This is a genomic window from Streptomyces sp. SID5910, from assembly GCF_009862125.1.
Taxonomy (GTDB): domain Bacteria; phylum Actinomycetota; class Actinomycetes; order Streptomycetales; family Streptomycetaceae; genus Streptomyces.
In genome coordinates this window covers 1-5,643 of record NZ_WWHX01000170.1, presented here as the reverse complement: position 1 = coordinate 5,643, position 5,643 = coordinate 1, and the positions used below count along the sequence as shown (strand labels likewise).

Annotated in this window: 6 protein-coding genes and 1 pseudogene; 6 read left to right on the top strand and 1 reads right to left on the bottom strand. The window is 73.9% G+C overall.

Translation table 11 applies throughout. From position 1 onward, the window contains the following. The 3 genes from GTW67_RS06200 to GTW67_RS06190 all read left to right on the top strand — a co-directional run. Positions 1–1,172 (top strand): glycine betaine ABC transporter substrate-binding protein (locus GTW67_RS06200; protein ID WP_272920465.1); only part of this gene is annotated, 1,172 nt, incomplete at its 5' end. Positions 1,173–1,579: 407 nt separating this feature from the next. Beyond that, positions 1,580–2,149: a helix-turn-helix domain-containing protein gene (locus tag GTW67_RS06195; RefSeq protein WP_161163782.1), complete on the top strand. Its 570-nt coding sequence runs from the start codon at positions 1,580–1,582 to the stop codon at positions 2,147–2,149. Continuing rightward, positions 2,146–2,865 carry a helical backbone metal receptor gene (locus tag GTW67_RS06190; RefSeq protein ID WP_161163781.1) on the top strand — a complete coding sequence of 240 codons (720 nt, stop codon included), beginning with the start codon at positions 2,146–2,148 and terminating at the stop codon, positions 2,863–2,865. Before GTW67_RS06195 ends, GTW67_RS06190 begins: the two co-directional genes overlap by 4 nt. On the opposite strand, the gene GTW67_RS06185 is transcribed toward GTW67_RS06190, so the two are convergent. Then, entirely contained in the window at positions 2,792–3,949 is a 1,158-nt protein-coding gene (locus tag GTW67_RS06185; protein WP_161163780.1) for a TDT family transporter, read from the bottom strand. The two genes, GTW67_RS06190 and GTW67_RS06185, sit on opposite strands and share 74 nt — an antisense overlap. Before the next feature lie 70 nt (positions 3,950–4,019). Here GTW67_RS06185 and GTW67_RS06180 point away from each other — a divergent pair, with 70 nt between their 5' ends. From GTW67_RS06180 to GTW67_RS06170, 3 genes and pseudogenes are all read left to right on the top strand, one after another. Further along, a complete protein-coding gene (locus tag GTW67_RS06180; protein ID WP_524539749.1) occupies positions 4,020–4,976 on the top strand; it encodes a LysR substrate-binding domain-containing protein in 957 nt (318 codons plus the stop codon). A gap of 167 nt (positions 4,977–5,143) precedes the next feature. Then, positions 5,144–5,398, top strand: a pseudogene (locus GTW67_RS06175) (SDR family oxidoreductase); the annotation flags it as partial. A 37-nt stretch (positions 5,399–5,435) separates the two neighbouring features. Then, positions 5,436–5,643, top strand: a 208-nt coding sequence (locus GTW67_RS06170; protein ID WP_161163783.1) for a DUF2510 domain-containing protein, incomplete at its 3' end; no start/stop codon positions are given.

The following is a 5,643-nucleotide window of genomic DNA, read 5'->3' as shown; positions in this document are numbered from 1 at the left end:
GCTCCACCCCGGCGATGCTCGCCGAGCTGAAGCGGGCGATGAGCAAGAAGGAACCGATCGTCGTCACGCTCTGGTCCCCGCACTGGGCGTACAACGACCTCGACCTGAAGAAGCTGAAGGACCCGAAGGGCGCCTGGGGCCAGGGCGACGGCGTGCACACGCTGTCCCGCAAGGGCTTCGCCGGCGACGACCCGACCGTCGCCCAGTGGATGAAGGACTTCAAGCTCGACGAGAAGCAGCTCACCAGCCTCGAGGCCGAGATCAACAAGGCCGGCAAGGGCAAGCAGCAGGACGCCGTGCGCGCCTGGCTGGACTCCAACCCGGGTCTGGTCGACAAGCTCGCCCCGGTCAAGGGCGGCTCCGGCGCCACCCCGCCCGAGGCGAAGCGTGCCGTGGACGTCGCCTGGTTCCCCTGGGACGAGGACGTCGCCGTCACCTACCTGTGGAAGAACGTCCTGGAGCGTCGCGGCTACAAGCTGAACCTCAAGCAGATGGACGTCGGCCCGGTCTACACCGGCCTGGCCTCCGGCGACATGGACCTCAACTTCGACGCGTGGCTGCCCCACGCCCAGAAGAACTACTGGGACAAGAACAAGGACAATCTCACCGACCTGGGCACCTGGTACCAGCCGACCTCCCTGGAGATCGCCGTTCCCTCGTACGTGAAGGACGTCAAGTCCCTCGCGGACCTCAAGGGGAAGGCCGACACCTTCGACGGGAAGATCATCGGCATCGAGCCCGGCACCGGCGAGATGCAGCTGCTCAAGGACGAGGTCCTGCCGGGCTACGGCCTGGACAAGGAGTACAAGGTCGTCGACGGCTCCACCCCGGCGATGCTCGCCGAGCTGAAGCGGGCCTACGCCAAGCACGAGCCGGTCGCCGTCGTCCTGTGGTCGCCGCACTGGGCGTACAACGAGTACAAGCTGACCAAGCTGGCGGACCCCAAGAAGGCCTTCGGCGAGGGCAACACGATCCGGACGATCTCCAGCAAGGACTTCCCCGGGAAGTACCCGCAGCTCACCCAGTGGATCAAGAACTTCCACATGAGCGAGGACGAGCTCGGCAGCCTGGAGTCCGAGATCAAGGAACGCGGCCAGGGCCATGAGGAGCAGGCGGTCGAGGCCTGGCTCAAGGAGCACCCGGACATGGTCGGGCGGATGACACCGCAGTAGTCCGGCCCGCCGTACCGCATCTCCACCGAGGGGTGAGTCCCCGCGCTTTCCGAGAGCGCGAGGGGCCCACCCCTCGGGTCGTTCCCGCCGGACCACGGATAGGATCCGGACAACCACGGAGCGCCATGCCACCACCCGAGCCCTGGCGGTGGGGGCACCCGGGACCAGCGGGGAACACGGAGAGCCGCCGGGGCCTTGAACCGGTAAGGTGCCCGCCGCTCACCGCGGGCGGCTGGTCCCGTGGCGAGAACTGTGAGGTCGCGGCCACCGGGGCGTGACAGCGATGTGACGGCCGCATGAAACGGTTTGCCGAACCTGCGTAGGGTGCAGACAACTCCTCAGGGAGGACGGCGCCCCGGCACGGGACGGCGGCACGACGGCGACGGGCGAAGGAGGGAGCCGGAGCGATGGGCGACCACAAAGACCAGCACCTTCGAGTGGGCGCGGCCGTACGGCGACGGCGCCGGGCCCTGGAGCTCACGCTCGCCGTCGTCGCCGAGCGCAGCGGCCTGTCCGTGCCCTTCCTGAGCCAGATCGAGAACGACCGGGCCCGCCCCAGCCAGACCTCCCTGGAGAAGGTGGCCGACGCCCTGCGCACCACCGCGGTGGAGCTGCTGGCCGCCGCCGACCCCGCGTGCAGCGTGGACGTGGTCCGCGCCGAGGACCCGGACCCCGCGTTCGCGCCGAGGGTGCGGTCCCTGGTGCGCGGACACCACCAGATGCACGCCTCGGAGTTCACCGGCGACCACGACGCGGGCCGGGAACTGCAATACCGCAACGACCAGTTGATGTTCGTCACCGAGGGCGCCGTGGAGATCGAGGCCGAGGGCCGCGCCTACCGGCTGGGACGCGGCGACACCCTGTATCTGACCGGCGGGGTCCGGCACCGGTGGCGGGCGACGGTGCCCGACACGCGCCTCGTGGTCGTCGCCGTCGCCGAGCACATCGAGGCCGTACGGGACCGGCCGCGCCGGTGAGGGTCGTCTCCCTCGTGCCGTCCCTGACGGAGTCCGTCGCGCACACCGTCCCCGGCGCCCTCGTCGGCGTCACCGACTGGTGCACCCACCCGGCGGGGCTCGACGCCGCCCGGATCGGCGGCACGAAGAACCCGGACGTCGAGCGGATCGTCGCCCTCGCCCCCGACCTGGTGCTCGCCAACGAGGAGGAGAACCGGGCCCCCGACCTGGACGCCCTGCGCGCGGCCGGCGTCGAGGTCCTGGTCACCGAGGTGCGCACCGTCCCGGGGGCCTTCACGGAGCTGGCCCGGGTGCTGGCGGCCTGCGGGGCGCCGTCCCGGCCCCGCTGGCTGGACGCGGCCGAGGAAGCCTGGTCGGCGCCGCCCGCCCCGGAGCGCCGCCTCACGGCCGTGGTGCCGGTCTGGCGCCGGCCCTGGATGGTGCTGGGCCGCGACACCTTCGCCGGCGACGTGCTCGCCCGCCTCGGCGTCGACCACCTCTACGCCGGTCACCCCGAGCGCTATCCGAGGATCCCGGTCGAGGAACTGCGGGCGGCCCGCCCGGACGTCGTGGTGCTGCCGGACGAGCCGTACCGCTTCACCGCCGACGACGGCCCCGAGGCCTTCCCCGGCCTGCCCTGCGCCCTCGTCGACGGGCGCTGCCTCACCTGGTACGGGCCGTCACTGGCCGAGGCGCCCCGGCGGCTGGCCGCGGCCCTGCGAGCAGCGCGCCGCTGACCACGCCGCGCGCGGTGTGCACGGCGGCGACCGCCCAGGCGGTGACGAGCAACGTGAACAGGGCGACGGTGAGCACGTCGTAGGCGGCGAGGCCGGTGTGCCGGGCCAGCGCCTCGGCACCGGTGACACAGGTGCCCACCGGGAACGTGAACGACCACCACGTCATCGAGAAGCGCATGCCCCGGCGCCGGGCCCGCACGACGTGCGCGGCCGCGAGGCACAGCCACATCAGCGCGAAGCCCATCACGGGGACGCCGTACAGGAAGGCGAACACCGCGAACCCCTCCGCGTACGGGCCCGGCAGCACACCGGGGGCCACGTCCGCGAACTTGCCCACGGCGGTCGTGGACTGCCCGAGCGGGCCCAGCACCAGGAACAGCGACGGGGTGAGCGCGAGCGGCAGCGGACCGCCCGTGAGCAGCCTGGCGAAGATCACCGGGAGCGTCACCAGCGTCGCGAGCAGACTCAGCCCGAACATCGCGACGCAGGCCAGCAGCAGCGTCTCACGGGGCTGGCCCGGCGGCAGATGCGGGACCAGCAGCGGACCGACGGCCGCGGACACCATCGGCGCGACCAGCGGCAGCAGCCACACGGGGCTGGCCTGGCCCGGCTCTATCCGGTGCCGCACGGCCATCAGGTACGGGACGGCGACCGCCGCCGCCAGCCCGATCGCCGTGCCGGCGGTGAACAGCACCGCGTCGAGGGCGACCGCGGCCCGCTCCCCGGTCCAGTCCCGGCCGACGGTCACGGCACCGCCGCCGACCGCCAGCAGGGCCATGGACAGGCAGCCGTAGAAGGGCGCCGCGGCCGGGTCCAGCAGATGCGCGCGGGCCTGGTCGCGGTGGTGCCGCCAGTGCAGGGACCTGGCCACGAGCAGCGCCGTCAGCAGGGCGAGGGACAGCGCCCAGACGGCGGCGCACACGGTGCGCAGACCCGGGACGTGCCAGGGCAGCCCGGCACCCGCGGTGCCGACGACGGCGGTGCCCATGACGCACGCGTACCAGTTCGGGCCGAGATGACGGACGGCCGGGGCGCGGCGTACCGGGGCGGAGGCGGGGGACAGGGGCTGGGCTGCGGTGACCATGGTCCTACGGTCTCCTCGCCCGAAGGCCCTGACCAGGGACCATGCCCCTATGAGGGCATAAGCTGGAATTATGAGCAGCAGGAGTGTCAGGGGCGGCGGGGAGGACGGACAGGGCGAGCCGGGGCGGCACACGGGGGGCTCGCTGTCGCACCGGGTGCCGGATCTCGGCGCGATGGAGCTGCTGCTGGCGGTGGCGAGACTGGGCAGCCTCGGCGGGGCCGCGCGCGAGCTGGGCATCACCCAGCCCGCCGCCAGCAGCCGCATCCGGTCGATGGAGCGCCAGCTAGGGGTGGCCCTGGTGGACCGCTCGCCGCGCGGCTCCCGGCTCACCGACGCCGGGGCGCTGGTCACGGACTGGGCGCGCCGGATCGTGGAGGCCGCCGAGGCGTTCGACGCGGGCGCGCAGGCGCTGCGGGACCGGCGGGACTCGCGGCTGCGGGTGGCGGCGAGCATGACCATCGCGGAGTACCTGCTGCCGGGCTGGCTGGTCGCGCTGCGCCGTCAACTGCCGGACACGGCCGTGTCGTTGCTCGCCGGGAACTCGACGGCCGTGGCGGAGCGGCTGCTCGCCGACGAGGCGGACCTCGGATTCGTGGAGGGCGTGAGTGTCCCGGCGGGCCTGGACTCCGCCGTCATCGCCCACGACCGGCTGATCGTCGTGGCCGCGCCGACCCACCCGTGGGCCCGGCGGCGCCGGCCTCTTGCCGCGCAGGAGCTGGCGGCGACGCCGCTGATCCTGCGGGAGGAGGGGTCGGGCACCCGGCAGGTCCTGGAGGCGGCCCTGGGCGGCCTGGCCCGTCCGCTGATCGAGCTGTCGTCGACCACCGCGGTGAAGGCCGCCGCCGTCGGGGGCGCGGGCCCGTCGGTCCTCAGCGAACTCGCCGTCGGCGAGGAGCTCACGACCCGGCGCCTGGTCAGCGTGCCGGTGGCGGACGTCGCCCTGGCCCGCGACCTGCGCGCCGTCTGGCCGACGGGCCACCGTCCTACGGGGCCGGCCCGGCAGTTGCTGTCGCTGACACGGGGGTGAGGCTCGGGGGCGAGTCTCGGGGGGCTGCGGGCGAGCGTGCCAGGGGCGCGCTGGGTCCGGGCGGGTCCCGGGCATGGGCGGGGCCCCGGGCACGGGCCGGGTCCCGGGCATGGGCCGGGTCGCCGGGGCGGTCCCTCGGGCGCCGTCACCGGGCAGATCCCGTGCACGCCCTTCAGGGCGGAGTCCTCGCCATGTCCCGGGAACTGGGCGTGCGGTTCGCCCGGGAGGGCATCCGGGGCGCCGCCCTGTGCCCCGACCCGGTCAACACCCCGCTGCTCCAGAAGCTGTTCGCCGAGGACCCGGGGCGGGCCGTGCGCCGGGTCGTCCACATCCCGGTCGGACGCTTCGCCGAGGCCGAGGGGACCGCCGCTGCCTTCCTGGTGGACGGCGGGATCTCCGGGGCGTACGTCACACCGCTGTAGATCACGGCACGCGGCGTCCTACAGTGCCGGGATGAGCATGACGCCTCCGCCCGGCTGGTACCGCGACCCGTCGGCCCCGCACCGGGAACGCTGGTGGGACGGCACGGCCTGGACCGAACACCGGCGCGAGCCCCAGGGCTTCGGGGCGCCCGTGCCGCAGCCCCAGGAGCCGCCGACCATGCCGCTGACCGCGGGCGGCGGTCCGGGGCAGCGGCGGCCGGGCGGCAGCCGGCGTGCGAAGGGCG